Source organism: Cellulomonas phragmiteti (assembly GCF_016862775.1).
In the GTDB taxonomy this organism is placed as follows: domain Bacteria; phylum Actinomycetota; class Actinomycetes; order Actinomycetales; family Cellulomonadaceae; genus Cellulomonas; species Cellulomonas phragmiteti.
On sequence record NZ_BONP01000010.1, the window covers coordinates 135,426 to 149,298 of the forward strand.

The 13,873-nt window shown below is 76.4% G+C and carries 14 protein-coding genes, 3 tRNA genes and 1 pseudogene; 8 read left to right on the forward strand and 10 right to left on the reverse strand.

Annotated elements, in window-relative coordinates:
• Nucleotides 1-66: 66 nt before the first annotated feature.
• The 6 genes from Cph01nite_RS10500 to Cph01nite_RS10525 all read right to left on the reverse strand — a co-directional run bounded on the left by Cph01nite_RS10500 (nucleotide 67) and on the right by Cph01nite_RS10525 (nucleotide 1,879).
• Complete coding sequence (locus Cph01nite_RS10500; RefSeq protein WP_203673923.1) at nucleotides 67-354, reverse strand: DUF3618 domain-containing protein; 288 nt, start codon at nucleotides 352-354, stop codon at nucleotides 67-69.
• Entirely contained in the window at nucleotides 351-785 is a 435-nt protein-coding gene (locus Cph01nite_RS10505; RefSeq protein WP_203673924.1) for a phage holin family protein, read from the reverse strand. The genes Cph01nite_RS10500 and Cph01nite_RS10505 overlap by 4 nt, the downstream gene beginning before the upstream one ends.
• A 116-nt stretch (nucleotides 786-901) precedes the next feature.
• The gene (locus Cph01nite_RS10510) at nucleotides 902-1,333 is read right to left on the reverse strand and encodes a phage holin family protein (protein ID WP_203673926.1); all 432 of its coding nucleotides are present in this window, start codon (nucleotides 1,331-1,333) and stop codon (nucleotides 902-904) included.
• Between the two features lie 242 nt (nucleotides 1,334-1,575).
• Nucleotides 1,576-1,648: transfer RNA gene (locus Cph01nite_RS10515), tRNA-Phe, on the reverse strand.
• Nucleotides 1,649-1,687: 39 nt separating this feature from the next.
• Nucleotides 1,688-1,761 (reverse strand) — tRNA-Asp (locus tag Cph01nite_RS10520).
• 45 nt (nucleotides 1,762-1,806) lie between these two features.
• Nucleotides 1,807-1,879, reverse strand: a tRNA-Glu gene (locus Cph01nite_RS10525).
• A 134-nt stretch (nucleotides 1,880-2,013) separates the two neighbouring features.
• Here Cph01nite_RS10525 and Cph01nite_RS10530 point away from each other — a divergent pair.
• Nucleotides 2,014-2,358, forward strand: a complete 345-nt coding sequence (locus tag Cph01nite_RS10530; protein WP_203673973.1) for a metallopeptidase family protein — start codon at nucleotides 2,014-2,016, stop codon at nucleotides 2,356-2,358.
• Between the two features lie 174 nt (nucleotides 2,359-2,532).
• On the opposite strand, the gene Cph01nite_RS10535 is transcribed toward Cph01nite_RS10530, so the two are convergent.
• Both Cph01nite_RS10535 and Cph01nite_RS10540 read right to left on the reverse strand, forming a co-directional pair.
• Nucleotides 2,533-3,657 carry a S1 family peptidase gene (locus Cph01nite_RS10535; RefSeq protein WP_203673928.1) on the reverse strand — a complete coding sequence of 375 codons (1,125 nt, stop codon included), beginning with the start codon at nucleotides 3,655-3,657 and terminating at the stop codon, nucleotides 2,533-2,535.
• A 104-nt stretch (nucleotides 3,658-3,761) separates the two neighbouring features.
• Complete coding sequence (locus Cph01nite_RS10540) at nucleotides 3,762-4,709, reverse strand: LysR family transcriptional regulator (RefSeq protein WP_203673930.1); 948 nt, start codon at nucleotides 4,707-4,709, stop codon at nucleotides 3,762-3,764.
• Nucleotides 4,710-4,820: 111 nt separating this feature from the next.
• On the opposite strand from Cph01nite_RS10540, the gene Cph01nite_RS10545 reads away from it, so the two are divergent.
• Nucleotides 4,821-5,726, forward strand: coding sequence for an LLM class flavin-dependent oxidoreductase (locus Cph01nite_RS10545; RefSeq protein ID WP_203673932.1), 906 nt, complete (start codon nucleotides 4,821-4,823; stop codon nucleotides 5,724-5,726).
• Between the two features lie 91 nt (nucleotides 5,727-5,817).
• On the opposite strand, the gene galE is transcribed toward Cph01nite_RS10545, so the two are convergent.
• Nucleotides 5,818-6,801, reverse strand: coding sequence for a UDP-glucose 4-epimerase GalE (galE, locus tag Cph01nite_RS10550; protein WP_203673934.1), 984 nt, complete (start codon nucleotides 6,799-6,801; stop codon nucleotides 5,818-5,820).
• A 155-nt stretch (nucleotides 6,802-6,956) separates the two neighbouring features.
• On the opposite strand from galE, the gene Cph01nite_RS10555 reads away from it, so the two are divergent.
• The 6 genes from Cph01nite_RS10555 to Cph01nite_RS10580 are packed head-to-tail and all read left to right on the forward strand — an operon-like array spanning nucleotide 6,957 to nucleotide 12,244.
• On the forward strand, nucleotides 6,957-8,087 hold the full coding sequence (locus Cph01nite_RS10555) for a polyprenyl synthetase family protein (RefSeq protein WP_203673936.1): 1,131 nt from the start codon (nucleotides 6,957-6,959) through the stop codon (nucleotides 8,085-8,087).
• A gap of 33 nt (nucleotides 8,088-8,120) precedes the next feature.
• On the forward strand, nucleotides 8,121-9,050 hold the full coding sequence (locus Cph01nite_RS10560; protein ID WP_203673938.1) for a phytoene/squalene synthase family protein: 930 nt from the start codon (nucleotides 8,121-8,123) through the stop codon (nucleotides 9,048-9,050).
• Nucleotides 9,047-10,699, forward strand: a complete 1,653-nt coding sequence (gene crtI / locus Cph01nite_RS10565; RefSeq protein WP_203673940.1) for a phytoene desaturase family protein — start codon at nucleotides 9,047-9,049, stop codon at nucleotides 10,697-10,699. Before Cph01nite_RS10560 ends, crtI begins: the two co-directional genes overlap by 4 nt.
• Nucleotides 10,696-11,034 (forward strand): lycopene cyclase domain-containing protein, encoded by a 339-nt coding sequence (locus Cph01nite_RS10570; RefSeq protein WP_203673941.1) that lies wholly within the window; start codon nucleotides 10,696-10,698, stop codon nucleotides 11,032-11,034. Before crtI ends, Cph01nite_RS10570 begins: the two co-directional genes overlap by 4 nt.
• Nucleotides 11,031-11,375: a lycopene cyclase domain-containing protein gene (locus Cph01nite_RS10575; protein WP_203673943.1), complete on the forward strand. Its 345-nt coding sequence runs from the start codon at nucleotides 11,031-11,033 to the stop codon at nucleotides 11,373-11,375. Before Cph01nite_RS10570 ends, Cph01nite_RS10575 begins: the two co-directional genes overlap by 4 nt.
• Nucleotides 11,375-12,244 (forward strand): prenyltransferase, encoded by an 870-nt coding sequence (locus Cph01nite_RS10580; RefSeq protein WP_203673945.1) that lies wholly within the window; start codon nucleotides 11,375-11,377, stop codon nucleotides 12,242-12,244. The genes Cph01nite_RS10575 and Cph01nite_RS10580 overlap by 1 nt, the downstream gene beginning before the upstream one ends.
• 7 nt (nucleotides 12,245-12,251) lie before the next feature.
• Here the strand turns inward: Cph01nite_RS10580 and Cph01nite_RS10585 are convergent.
• Nucleotides 12,252-13,873: pseudogene (locus Cph01nite_RS10585) on the reverse strand (hypothetical protein); the annotation flags it as partial.

Below are 13,873 nucleotides of genomic sequence, written 5' to 3' on the forward strand. Positions count from 1 at the left end.
ACCGTGGGACCGACCCGGACGACCGGGCGGTCTCGACGGTGGCCGTCGTCGTGCGTGGAGCCTGCGTCAGCCCCGCGTCGCCCGCCGCACCACGGCGACGACGACGAGGGCGGCGACCGCTCCGGCGATGACGAGCACCTTGCGGGCGCGCGTGCGGTCCTCCGGGAGGGAGGCGGGGTCCGTGGCGTCGAAGACGAGCCGGCGGCCCTTCTGCGCCAGACGGTCGGCCTGGCGCCGCGGGTCGACCTGGTCCACCAGGGAGTCCACCGTCATGGCCAGCTGCTCGCGGGCCAGTGCCACCTCGGCCTCGAGCGCGGCGATCTGCGGGGTCGTCGTCGTGTCCTTCTCGCTCACGTGTGCATCCCCTTCTTCACGGCGTCCACGTCCTCCTGCAAGTTCTGGATCGCGCGCTCGGGGACCGGCGGGGTGCCCTTCTGGAAGCGCTTGACCCCCAGCAGGGCGAGCACCGCCGTCACGGCGGCCAGGACCAGCGAGACGATGAGCGCGGCCAGCCAGGCGGGCAGGACGGTCGCGAGGCCGAGGACGGCCGTCGCGAGGAGCGCGGTCAGCGTGTACAGCCCGAGCACCGCCGCTCCGACCAGCAGGCCGGCGCCGACGCCCATCTGCTTGGCCTTCGCCGTCATCTCGGCCTTCGCGAGGTCGACCTCCGCCCGCACGAGGCGGACGGCCTGCTCGCTCAGGTCGCTGACCAGGCGCCCGAGGGACCGTGGGTCCTCGGGCGCGTCGGAGCGCGTGTCGCTCGCCCAACCGGAGTGCGTGACCATTCGACGACCTTCCTCACCTGCAGGGACGGTTGCTGCCTGACCCTCAGTCTGCAGGTCCGGCCGCGAGCGCGCGACGTGACGCGACGCGGGCGGGGCTGCCGAAGCGCCCGTCGGGGTCAGTCGACCCAGGGGTGCACGAGCTCCTCGGCCGGGTGCGTGCTCGACGGCACGGGAATGACCGGGTTGCCCGTCGGGAGCATCGCGCGGCCCCAGGCGGCGGCCCCGGCGGCGAGCAGCACGAGTCCCGCGCCGACCAGGAGCGCGGCCAGCGCCAGCGGCACGGCCTCGGCGAGCGCCACCACCGCTGCGAGCGCGAACAGGGTGATGCCGATCATGGTGAGCAGAGCCGCACCCGCGAACGCGATCGCCGAGGGCCGGATGCGGACGGCGCGCGTGCGCAGGCTGGCGCCGACGGCGTCGAGCTCGTGCTGGACCGCTGCGCGCACCTTGTCCTCCGCTCGCTCGATCCGGTCCCGTGCGCGTCCGGCGAGCGGGTCGGTGAGGCGGTCGAGGATGCGGGGGCGGGGGCGGTCGGTCGTCGTGGTCACGGCGGTGTCCTCGTTCGGTGGGAGGTGTGCACCCACCGTAGGCACGCAGGTGTGCGCCACGGCCGGGACGATGGGCCCGAGTCGGACGGGCGACCGGGTGAGACGTCCCCGGTCGGCGGCGCGGGGGCGCGCGGCGAGGCGGCGTGCGTCGAGGGTCAGAGCGGTCGTCACGACCGCGGGCCGGCCGACGGTGGCCGGACATGGCGACGGCCCCGGCGGGCGTCCCGCGGGGCCGTCTGAGGTGGCTCCGACCGGCGTCGATCCGGTGACCTTTCGATTTTCAGTCGAACGCTCTACCAACTGAGCTACAGAGCCTCGCAGCGAGACGAGCGGCCTCTCGGCCGATCCTCGCAGCGACCCCGACGGGACTTGAACCCGCGACCTCCGCCGTGACAGGGCGGCGCGCTAACCAACTGCGCTACGGGGCCTCGTGGTGGCCGGAGCCACCGTGAAGCTTCCTGCTGTACTGCTCGTACCCCCAACGGGATTCGAACCCGTGCTACCGCCGTGAAAGGGCGGGGTCCTAGGCCGCTAGACGATGAGGGCGGGTTGTCCGCCCCTGACGTCGAGGCGTCGGAAGACCGGTGATGAGCATACGGGCTGGGGGCCCGAACGCCAAAGCGGGACCGGATGCGCAGGTCAGCAGCACCCGTGGAGGGCAGGATGGTGCCGTGGTGGACATGACGCGCGAGGAGTTCGAGGACGCGGTGCGCGACGCGCTCGACGAGATCCCCGAGGAGCTGGCGGCGATGATGGACAACGTCGTCGTGCTCGTCGAGGACGAGGCGCCCGCCGACGAGCCGGAGCTGCTCGGGCTGTACGAGGGGACCCCGTTGACCGAGCGCGGGGAGTTCTGGGCGGCGGGCTCGCTGCCGGACCGCATCTTCGTCTACCGGCTGCCGACGCTCGCGATCTGCGCGGACCGCGACGAGGTGGTCGAGGAGGTCGCGATCACCGTGGTCCACGAGATCGCCCACCACTTCGGCATCGACGACGACCGCCTGCACGCGCTCGGGTGGGGCTAGACCCCTGACGTCACGGGGCCCGGCACGCCGACGGCGGGTGGCGCGCCGCCCCCTGGGGCGCGCCACCCGCCGTCCCGCGGCCCGTCGGACGGGACGGGCGCGTGCGCCCCGGGTCGCGGGTGGCGCGACCCGGGGCAGGACGCGACGGACAGGGGAGGGCCCGCCGCGGGTGGGTCAGCCGGTGATGAGGCGCAGGCCGTAGGCCTGCAGGATCTCGTTGACCGGCTGGAAGTACGTGGTGCCACCGGTGCGGCAGTTGCCCGAGCCGCCCGACGTGACGCCCTGAGCCTGCGTGCCGGCGACCAGCGAGCCGCCGGAGTCGCCCGGCTCGGCGCAGACGGTCGTGCGGATCAGGCCGCTGACCGTGCCCTGGGAGTACCGCACGCTCGTGTTGTAGGCCTGGACGGTGCCGCAGCGCCAGCCGGTCGTGCTGCCGGAGCGGCAGACGTACGCGCCGACGGCGGCCTGCTGCGAGCCGGTGACGCGCACGGTGCCGCCGGAGTAGTTGTTGACGAGGCCCAGGGGGGTGTTGCCCGAGGCGACCTGCACCCACGCGTAGTCGTTGCCCGGGAACGAGGAGCCGCGGAAGGTGCCCGTGGGGGAGGTGGTCGGCGCGCCGACGGCCCCGCAGTGACCCGCGGTGACGAACCCGCCCTGGACGGCGAAGCCGACCGAGCAGCGTGACCGCGCGTTGATGTAGTACGCGTTGCCCCCGATGACGTCGATGAAGGTGCGCGGGGCCTCGGGTGCGACGGCGAGCGTGACGGCGTCCGCGGGCAGGCCGGCCGCGGCGACGAGCGCGGCGGCGGCACCGGTGCCGCCGACCGCCTCGACGACCAGCTTGTTGGTCGTCACGTCGACATACCAGGTGGCGACGTCGGACGGCGGCGCGGCGGCGTCGAGGGTGGCGCCGAGGGACTCCAGCTGCGCCAGCGAGCGGTCGACGGCGACGGCCGTGACGCCCGCGGCCATGGGGCCGCGGACCTTCGACGGGGCGGTCGTCGCGACGTGCACGGTGCCGGCGGCCGGGTCGACCCACGCGCCGGCGTACGTCGAGCCCAGCGCCTGCGTGAGCGTGCGGACCTTGGCGGCGGCGTCGGCCTGGAAGGTCATCCGCTGCGCGGCCTCGGCCCGGGGGACCCCCAGGTCGCGCTCGAGCGCGTCGACCATGCCGGCGGGCAGGTCGGCGGCGGGCGTGGCGGCCGCGGCGCCGCCGGTGGTCAGGGGGGCGAGCAGCAGGGCGAGCGCGGTGGCGCCGACCGCTGCCAGGCGGCGGCGGGTGGAGACGGAGGTTGTCATGGTGGGGCCTCTCGTTCGATGATGACCGTGCGGTCACGATAGACTCTGACTGGAGTCAGAAGCCAGATCGCTTCTGGGTCATACCGCGGGGTCATACCGCGGGGTCATATGGCGGGGCGCACCGCGCGGTCCGCACCGCGGGCGCGCAGCCGGCACCCGTCGGCCGCCGCGAGCTGCTCCCGCCGGGCGTCGCGCGCCGCGGCCACCAGGCGCGTCCGCAGCTCGTCGGGGGCGTCGGCGCGCATCGCCAACCAGGTCGACCACGTCAGCGGCGCGCCCCGCAGCGCGACCGCGCGCAGCCCGTCCGGCAGCGCCCCGTACGGCTGGGCCAGCGCGACCGCGGCCCCTGCGCGCACCAGCTCGAGCCCGGCGGTGCGGTCGCACTCGCTCGGCGCCGGCGGGGCGAACCCTGCCCGCGAGCACGCGCGCAGGAAGCACTCGCCGAAGCAGCTGTCGCCCGCCGCCTTGACCCACCGCTCGTCCGCGAGCTCCGCCAGCTCGACGTCGTCCCCGCACGGGTGGTCGGCACGGACGACCACGTGGACGGCGTCGGTGCCGACGAGGCGCCACTGCGCGCCCGGCGCCGCCGGGGGCAGCGCGTCCCCGCACATGCCGGCCAGGACCGCGTCGTGGGCCCCCGCGGCGAGCTCGGCCGCCGCGCGCGCCGTGTCGGGGACGCAGCGCAGCGTCGCAGGCGCAGCGCCCGGGTGGGAGAGCCGGTGGACGAGCGTGGCGGCCAGGGCGGTGCCCGTGGTCGCCAGCCGCAGCGTCGGTGCCGCGTCGTCGCACGCGAGCCGCCGGGCGTCCTGCACCAGGGCGTCCATCGCCGGCAGCAGGGTGCGCGCGCGGTCCAGCACGAGCAGCCCGAGCGGCGTCGGGCGCACGCCGCGGTGGTCCCGGACGAACGCCGGGCCGCCGAGGGTCCGGTCGATGCGGGACAGCTGCGCGCTCAGTGCCGGCTGCGCGATGCCGAGCGCGGCCGCCGCCTTGGTGATGCTGCCGAGGGAGGCGACCGTGGTCAGCGTGCGCAGGTGCCGGACCTCCAGGTCCATGGCGCCGAGGGTACGGGGCCGGGCGTCTCCTGTCACTGCCCGGTGTCAAGGCTGGGCCCCATGGGATGACTGGTGGTCCCTGCGGGGCGCGCGCGGGTAGCGTCGCGTCCCATGGTCCGGGTCGGGGTGGTGCTGCTGCCGCAGGAACGCTGGTCGAGCGCGCGGGCCCGCTGGCGCCGGGCCGAGGAGCTGGGGTTCGACCACGCCTGGACCTACGACCACCTCGCCTGGCGCGACCTGGCCGACGAGCCGTGGTTCGCGACCGTCCCGCTGCTCGCCGCAGCGGCGGCCGTCACCGACCGCATCGGGCTGGGCACCTGGGTCGCCTCGCCCAACTTCCGCCACCCCGTGCCGTTCGCCAAGGACGTCATGGGCCTGGACGACGTGTCCGGCGGCCGCTTCGTGCTCGGCGTCGGGGCCGGGGGCGAGGGCTGGGACGCCGGCGTCCTGGGCCCGGCGCCCACCCGCGGTGAGCGCACCCGCCGGTTCGCCGAGTTCCTGGACGTCCTCGACACGCTGCTCACCCACCCCGTCACCGACCACGCCGGGGAGTTCTACGAGGCGCACGCGGCCCGCATGGTGCCCGGGACGCTCGCGCGGCCCCGGACCCCGTTCGTCGTGGCCGCCAACGGCCCCCGAGCCATGGCCCTGGCCGCCCGGCACGGCCAGGGCTGGGCCACCTACGGGCCCGGCACCGGAGTCGGCGACGGCGTCGACGCGGCGGCCGCGCAGGACGCGTGGTGGGACGGGCTCGCGCGCATGGTGGACGCGTTCGACGAGGTCGACGGCAGCGGGCGCGTGGGGCGGTGGCTGAGCCTCGACGGTGCGCCGCGGTTCTCGCTGGTCTCGGCGGAGCACGCGGCCGAGGGGGTCGAGCGCGCCGCCGCCCTCGGGTTCGGCGACGTCGTGCTGCACTGGCCCCGCCCGTCGGGCGTCTACGCGGGCGACGAGCGCGAGCTCGAGCGGTTCGCCGCCGAGCTGCCGCGGCTGCAGGCCCTGGAGCCCGCCGCGCGCTGACGCGCCGGGCTCAGGACGAGGGCTCGGGGTCGCTCGCGCGGTCCCGGCCCTCACGCGCAGCCGACGGGCAGGCTGTGCCGGCTCCGTCGCGTCAGGTGGTCCGGCGGTGGGCGTCCCAGGCGCTGGCGACCATCTGCTCGGGGGTGTGGCGCATCGCCCAGTCCAGGTCGCGGGCAGCGGCCTCGCCCGACGCGACGATGCGGGCCGGGTCGCCGGGGCGGCGCGGGCCGACCTCGGGCGTGAAGTCGATCCCCGTGACCTGCGCGACCGTCGTCATGATCTGCGCCACCGACATGCCGTCGCCCGAGCCGAGGTTGTACACGCGCTCGAGCGGTCGGCCGTCCGCCAGGGCGCGGGCGGCGGCGACGTGGGACACGGCGAGGTCGGCGACGTGCACGTAGTCGCGGACGCAGGTGCCGTCGGGCGTCGGGTAGTCGGCGCCGTTGATGCGCGGGGTGCGGCCGGTCGTCAGGGCGTCGAGGACCAGGGGGAACAGGTTGTGGGGGCTCGAGTCGTAGAGGTCGGGCGAGCCGGAGCCGACGACGTTGAAGTAGCGCAGGGACGTGTGCGCCAGACCCGTCGCGACGCCCTGGTCGCGCAGCAGCCACTCGCCGATGAGCTTGGACTCGCCGTAGGGGGACTCGGGGGCCGTCGCGGTGGCCTCCGTGACGACGTCGACGTCGGGGGTGCCGTAGACGGCGGCCGAGGACGAGAACACGATGCGGTCGACGCCCGCGCCGGCCATCGCCTCGAGCAGGCGCGCGGTGCCGGTCACGTTCTGCTCGTAGGTGTGCAGCGGCCGCTGCACCGAGACGCCGGCGTACTTGTAGCCCGCCAGGTGGACGACGCCCGTCACGGCGTGCTCCGCCAGCGCGTGCGCCACGGCGTCCGCGTCGACGACCGAGGCGCGCACGAGCGGCACGTCCTCGGGCACGAAGTCGGCGTGACCGCTCGACAGGTCGTCGAGGACCACGGGCCGCAGCCGCTCGTCCCCGGTCGCGCGGACCGCGTCCTGGAAGGCGCGCACCACGTGCGCGCCGATGTACCCCGCCCCACCCGTCACGAGCCACGTCATGGAGCCAGCATACCCACCTGATCGAACAGAAGACGACAGATTCAAACATCATCCGACACGTAGATGGGGGTCGCGCGACATGGCGGGCCGCCCACCGGTGGCCTGGGCGGCGATCCTCAGTACGCTGAGCATCTTCGAGCCACCGAGGGGGCGACGTGAGTCAGGTCGACGAGCGCCGGCAGTCCGCCGGACAGCGCAGCACCCCTCCGCCGCCCGCCGCCGCGCCCGGGGCCGCACTCGCCCACGGGGTCGAGCACGTCACGGACGCCGCGGCGAGTCTGCTGGCCGCGCTCGTCGACGAGCAGCGCCGCCGGGCCGCCCTGTTCGACCCCGCGTGCGCCGACCTCTGGCAGGACCTCGGCACCGTCATCGGCGGCAAGCTGCTGCGCCCCCGGCTGGTCGCCGCCGCGTACCTCGGCCTCGGCGGCAGCGACGTCACCGCGGCCGCCCACGTGGCCGCCGCCCACGAGCTGCTGCACACCGCGATGGTCGTGCACGACGACGTGCTCGACCACGACGAGGTCCGCCGCGGGCGCCCCAACGTCGCCGGCCGCACCCGGGCACGGCTCGCCGCCCAGGGCGTCCCGACGGGCGCGCACGACGGGCAGGTCGGCGCCGCGGCGCTCCTCGCCGGTGACGCCGCGCTGGCCCAGGCCTTCGGGCTGCTGGCCGCCGGGCACGTGCCGGCCACCGCCCTCGGCGAGCTCGTGCGCCTGGTCGCCGACGGTGTCGCCACCACCGTCAGCGGCGAGCTGCTCGACGTGCGGGGGTCGCTCGCGGCCCCCGGCGACGTCGACGCCGTGCTCGTCGCCGAGCTCAAGACGGCCGTCTACTCCTTCCGCGTTCCGCTGGAGTCCGGGGCCGTCCTGGCGGGTGCCCCCGTCGAGGTGCGCGCCGTGCTCGCCGGCGTGGGCACCGCGCTCGGTGTCGCGTACCAGCTGGTCGACGACGAGCTGGGGGCCGTCGGCGACCCGGCGCTGACCGGCAAGAGCGTCCTGTCGGACCTGCGCGAGGGCAAGCGCACCGAGCTGCTGCGCACGGCCTGGCAGCGCGCCGACCCCCGCCAGGCGGAGCTGCTCGCCCGGCACGTCGGGCGGGACGACCTCGACGAGGCCGGCGCCCGCGCCGTCGTCGAGGTGCTGCACGCCACGGGCGCGGTCGAGGACCTGCGGGCGTCGGCGCGCCGCAGCGCGGACAACGCGCGTACGCTCGCCACGACGCTGCCGGAGCCGCTGGCGACGTACCTCGTGGGCGTCGTCGACGACCTCGCCGGCCGAGCACGCTGACGGACCGGCACCACCGAGATGAGGACGCACGACATGCGCACGGCCACCACCGGTCAGGTCCTGTACGACGCGACCGCGATGCGCGCCAGCGCGCTGGTCCTGCGCGCGTACTCCACGTCTTTCGGGCTCGGCACGCGCCTGCTCGGCGCACGCACCCGCGCCGACATCCAGGCCGTCTACGCGCTCGTGCGCCTGGCCGACGAGGTCGTCGACACCTACCGGGGCCCCGACGCCGGTGCCGAGCTCGACGAGCTCGAGGAGCAGGTGGCGCGCGCGCTGCGCACCGGCTACTCGACCAACGTCGTCGTGCACGCGTTCGCGCGCACCGCGCGCCGCACCGGGATCGGCCACGCGGAGATCGACCCGTTCTTCGCCTCGATGCGGGCCGACCTCACCGTGACCACGCACGACCGGGAGAGCTACGAGCGGTACGTGTACGGGTCCGCCGAGGTCGTCGGCGTGATGTGCCTGCGGGCCTTCCTCGACGCGGAACGACGACCCGGCGACCCACCCGTCGACCCCGACCCGCGGGCCGTCGCCGGCGCCCGCGCGCTCGGTGCCGCGTTCCAGAAGATCAACTTCCTGCGCGACCTGGCCGCCGACAGCGGCGAGCTGGGCCGCGCGTACCTGCCCGGCGTCGACCCGGAGCACCTCACCCGCGCCGACGTGCGCTCCGTCCTCGAGGAGATCGCCGGGGACCTGGACCGCGCCCGGGCCGCGCTGCCGCTGCTGCCGACCCGCGCCCGGTGCGCCGTCGCCGCGACCACGGCGCTCTACGACCGGCTGCTCGCCGACCTCGCCGCGACGCCGGTGGAGACGCTGCGGTCGCGCCGGGTGCGCGTCCCCGGGCCCCGCAAGGCCGTCGTCGTCGCCCGGGCGGTGGCCGGCGTGCTGGCCGACGAGGCGGGCGACCGCGTGCGGGACGTCCAGGCCCGGCGTCGCGTGCGGGCGGTGGCCCCGTGAGCGCCCCTGTGCGCGTCGTCGTCATCGGCGGCGGCGTCGGCGGGCTGACGGCCGCCGCGCTGCTCGCCCGCGGGGGAGCGCACGTCACGCTGCTCGAGCGGCACGAGCAGCTCGGTGGCCGGACCGGCACGTGGGAGGTCGACGGCTTCCGGTTCGACACCGGGCCGTCGTGGTGGTTCATGCCCGAGGTCGTCGAGCACGCGTTCGCGCTGCTCGGGCGCCGCGTGGGCGACCACGTGGACCTGCAGCGCCTCGACCCCGCCTACCGGCTCTTCCCCGAGCCCGCGTCCGGTGTCGAGCCGTTCGACGTGGTCGCCGACCCGCTCGTCAACGCCGCGACGTTCGACGCCCTCGAGCCGGGCGCCGGCGCCGCGATCCGGCGCTACGTCGCCGACGCGGGCGAGTCCTACCGGACGGCGCTCGACCACTTCCTCTACACGACGTTCGAGCGGCCCGACCGGGCGCTGTCGGCCGACGTGCTGCGCCGCTCGGGCACCCTGGCCGGGCTGCTCACGCAGACGCTGGCCCAGCGCATCGCCGCCACCGTCGAGCACCCCGTGCTGCGGCAGGTGCTCGGCTACCACGCGGTGTTCCTCGGGTCGTCCCCGTACCGCGTGCCCGCCCTGTACTCGCTGATGAGCCACCTGGACCTCGGCGACGGCGTGTACTACCCCGCCGGGGGCATGTACACGCTCGTCGAGGCGCTCGCCACGGCCGCGCGCGAGGAGGGCGTCGTCGTGCGCACCGGCGCCGACGTCGTCGCGATCGAGGTCGACGACGCGCCCCGCAGCCGGCGTCACCCGCGCCGGCGCGGCGTGGCCCGCGGCGTCCGGCTCGCCGACGGCTCCGTCGTGCCCGCCGACGTCGTCGTGTCCGGGGCCGACCGGCACCACACCGAGACCGCACTGCTGGGCGCGGGGCACGCGGACCTGCCCGAGTCCGTCTGGGAGCGGCGCGGCCCGGGCATCTCGGCCCTGCTCGTCATGGCCGGCGTGCGCGGCGAGCTGCCCGAGCTGGAGCACCACTCGCTGTTCTTCACGCAGGACTGGCCCGGCAACTTCGAGGCGATCCTCGGACCCGGCCGGGCGACCCCCGCCGACGGGCTGCGCGTGCCGGACGTCGCCTCCCTGTACGTCTCGCGGACCACCGCGACCGACCCGACCGCGGCACCCCCGGGGCACGAGAACCTCTTCGTCCTCGTGCCGTACCCGGCGGACCCCGCGATCGGGACCCGGCCCGGTGAGCTCGACGCGCACGCCGACCGGTACCTCGACCAGGTGGGCGCGTGGGCCGGTGTGCCCGACCTGCGCTCGCGGGTGGTGGTGCGCCGGGTCGTCGGCCCCGCCGACTTCGCGCGCGACCTGTCCGCGTGGCGCGGCACGGCGCTCGGCATGGAGCACACCCTGCGGCAGTCCGCGATGTTCCGCCCGGGCGTCGCCTCGCACCGGGTGCCCAACCTGCTGCACGTCGGCGGCGGCACGGTCCCCGGCGTCGGGCTGCCGATGGTGCTCATCGGTGCCGAGCTCGTGGCCAAGCGGCTGCTGGGCGAGACGTCCTCGCGGCCGCTGCCGACCCCGCTGCGGCCCGGCTACCTCGCGGCCGCCCGCCCGCGCGGGCTGTGGTCGGACCTCACGGCAGGGCGTGCATGACCGGGTTGATGTACCTCGGTGCGCTGCTGCTCTCCCTCGGTGGGCTCGCGATGCTCGACCGCCGGTTCCGCCTCGCGTTCTGGCACGACCGGCGCCGCGCGGCGTGGACGGTCGGGCTGGGCGTCGTCGGGTTCCTGCTGTGGGACGTCGCCGGGCTGCTGCTCGGCATCTTCGCGCGTGGGGACTCCCCGCACATGACCGGCCTGCTGCTCGCCCCCGAGCTGCCTGTCGAGGAGGCGTTCTTCCTCGCGCTGCTCTGCTACGTGGGCCTGCTGGCCTGGCGGTGGTTCGACGTGTCGGCCCAGCAACGTGCCGCCGGGCGGGGTGCGTCGTGACGAACATCGTCCTCAACGTCGGCGTGCTCGCCGGGCTCACGGCCGTGTCCTGGCCCGTGCTGCGCCGGCTGCGGGGCTGGCCGCTGCTGTGGGCGACGGTGCACCTGTGCGTGCTCACCGCCGTGTTCGACACCCTCATGATCGGTGCCGGCCTGTACGTGTTCGACCCCGACAAGATCCTCGGCGTGCACGTCTGGGGTGCCCCGCTCGAGGACTTCGCGTACGCGATCGCCGCGGCCGTTTTCGTGCCCGTGCTGTGGACGGTGCTCGGTCGGTCGCGGCGGACCTCGTCCCGCCCGGACGGCTCGGCGACCGTCGGCGCGCCCCCGGCGGAGCGCTGATGCGCGAGGTCCTCGCGGCCTCCCGGCCGTTCTCCTGGGTCAACACCGCCTACCCCTTCGCCGCGGGCTGGCTCATGGCGACCGACGGACGCGTCGACGTCCGGCTCGTCGTCGGGACGCTGTTCTTCCTCGTCCCCTACAACCTGCTGATGTACGGCGTGAACGACGTGTTCGACTACGCGTCGGACCTCGCCAACCCCCGCAAGGGCGGGATCGAGGGTGGGCTCGTCGACCCGTCGCGGGCGCGCACCGTGCACCGCCGGATCCTCGTGGCGTGCGTCGTGACGACCGTGCCGTTCGTCGTGTGGCTGCTGGCGCTCGGGTCACCGCTCGCGGGGGTCGTCCTGCTGCTCGTCCTGGCGGACGTCATCGCCTACTCCGCGCCGCGGCTGCGGCTCAAGGAGCGTCCGGTCCTGGACTCCTTCTCGTCCGCCGTGCACTTCGTCGGTCCCCTGCTCTACGCGCTCGTGCTGGCCGGCGCGGACCTCGGTGCGCGCACCACCTGGCCGGTGCTCGTCGCGTTCCTGCTGTGGGGCATGGCCTCGCACGCGTTCGGCGCGGTGCAGGACGTGCGTGCGGACCGCGCCGGGGGCCTGGCGTCGATCGCCACCGTGCTCGGGGCGCGCACGACGGTCCTCGCGGCCACCGCCACGTACGTCGTGACCGCGGCGGTGCTGCTCGCGCTGCCGTGGCCCGGCGTGCTCGCCGCGCTGCTGCCGCTGCCGTACGCCCTGAGCACCTGGCGGTTCCGCCACGTGACCGACGACGACTGCGAGCGGGCCAACGCGGGCTGGCGGGCGTTCCTGTGGGTCAACCTCGTCACCGGGTTCCTGGTGACGATGCTGCTCATCACCGTCGCCCGCTCCTGACGGGCGCTCAGCCCGCCCCCAGGCTCCCGTGCGCCATGAGCACGACCTCGGCCACCGCGACCCGCAGGTCCGCCGCCGGGTCCTGCGGCAGGTGCACGTCGACCACGACGACGCGCGCGGAGGTCGCACCGCGCACGTCCGCGACGTCGCGCGTCTGCAGGTGCGTGGCGTCGGTGAGCTCGAGCGTGGTGCACCGGCCGGAGGGCAGCCACGTGACGTCCACGAGGGCCGGCACCGCCTGGCGGGCGCGGTCCGGTGCCGACTCCGGCAGCCCGGCGACCACGCCGACGCGGTCGACGTCCGTCGGGGCGGGCAGGGTCAGCACGAGCGCCGGCGCGCCGCCGGGACGCTGGCACGGCGGGCCGGCGTCCACGGGCGGCGTCCACGGCACGGACCAGGCCCGGCCGGTGGCGCCGTCCACCGCGTTCTGGGGACCGAAGACGACGTCCTCGGGGGGCGCGGCCGCGGGGTCGGCCGCCGGGTCGGCGGGGTCGACGGTCGCGGGGTCGAGGGGCGCGGGGTCGACGGGCGCGTCCGGCGCCGGCAGGGCCGCGGGGTCGGCCGCCGGTGGCGGGTCCGTCGTCGCCGTGACGCCCGTGAGGCGCGTGTAGCCGCGCGGGTCGGCCTGCTGCACCACCGCGGACGCGCGGTCCCGCACGTCGGAGGCCTGCGGCAGCACGACGACGCCCGCGAGACCCACGGCGGCGAGCGCGGCCGTCGCCCGGGCGACGTGCACCTGGGCGGCGCGCCCCCGGTCGAACTGCACGCGCACCCCGTGGTTGGCGGCACGCAGGCGGCGCCGGAACGACGCGCCCGACCCGGCCGCCCGCCGGTACCAGGGGGTGGGTTCGGGTGGGTCGTCGTCGAGCAGGTCCGTGGGTGCCGTGAGCGTCGCGCCGCACCGGCAGAACCGGCGCGAGACGGGCAGCGCCCGGCGGCACGACGGGCAGCGGACGGCCTCCTCGAACACCGGCACCTCGCCGGTGGCCCGTGCGGGGCGCGCCGGGCCTGCCGGTGGCGCGGTCCCGCCCGGCGGCTCGGCACCGGCGGCCGTCGGCTGCAGCGCCTCGAAGCTCGACGCACGCGCCGGTGCCGCGACGTCCGGCCCGGCGGGGCGCTGCGGGTCGATCCGGGCGGGGCCGGCGGCCACGCGGACCCCGATCGTCCGCGGGGGTGCGCTGCGCACGCCCGGCCGGGCCGTGCGCGGCGCGGACGGGCCCAGCACGACGGGCACGGCGGCCGGGCCCGCGGTCGACCCGGGCGCCGGGGGCGCCGCCGACCCGGTGCGAGGGCTCGACGTCGGCGGGGTCCACGTGGACCTGCCCGTGGGGGCGGGACGGTCGGCGGACGACCCCGTGCCCCGCGGTGGGGTGTGCGGCGGGTCGGGGTCGGTCGGCCGCGCGGGCGGCGCCCCGGAGCGGGGCGCCCGCGGCGTCGTGGCGCCGGCCGGCACCTGTACGGCGCGCGGAGCGCCCGCCCGGTCGTGGGGGACCGCGATGGGCGCGGGCGGCGTCACCGTCCGCGCCGTGGGCGCGGCGGGCGTGACCGGCGGGGGCGCGGCGGGCGTGACCGGCGGGGGCGCGGCGGGCGTGACCGGCGGGGTCGCGGCGGGCGGAGCCGGCGGGGTCG